Origin of the sequence: Campylobacter troglodytis, assembly GCF_006864425.1 — a bacterium.
In the GTDB taxonomy this organism is placed as follows: Bacteria; Campylobacterota; Campylobacteria; order Campylobacterales; family Campylobacteraceae; genus Campylobacter_D; species Campylobacter_D troglodytis.
Genome location: NZ_QHLI01000219.1, coordinates 1 through 568 on the forward strand (window position 1 = coordinate 1; position 568 = coordinate 568).

The window sequence follows — 568 nt, forward strand, 5'->3', positions numbered from 1 at the left end:
AAACAAATTCAAAAAACTCCCTATCTTTAAACAAAAACTCAAAAGAAAAGCTAGCAAGCTTTATAAAAGAACTTAATCCAAACTCCTTATACCTAGAATTCATAGAAAAAAAAGAAATAAACATAGAAATATCAAGGATCTATGAGGACTTAGAGCTAACAGTGTCAAAATTTCGCATACTAAGAAAAGACAGTGAAAACCCTAAATGTAACGAACATATAAATGTTAAAGATAATAATACAATACAAGCTTGCAAAACTTGTCAAAGCTTACAAGCCTTTGCCAAATGGGATAATCACTACTTCTTAGAAAGAAGCGGACCTGACTGTATCACCCCAAATTTAGAATTAAGAATACCAGAGGGAAGTTACAAGCTTAGTTGGCATAAAAGCGCTAAGTATTTAATACCACAAAGCAAGGAATACAAAGAGCTTTTACAAATTTATTTAAATGAGTTAGGCATAAAGGATGAGCCACATAAGGATAATAAGGGAAGGCAAAGGTATTATAAGCCTCTTTTAAATTTACACAACAAGTATATACACAAGGATAGAAATATTTTAATCCA

1 protein-coding gene is annotated in these 568 nt (G+C 31.0%); it reads left to right on the forward strand.

The features are described from left to right. A partial coding sequence (locus DMC01_RS14250) for a hypothetical protein (protein WP_221887176.1) occupies positions 1-568 on the forward strand: 568 nt, incomplete at both ends.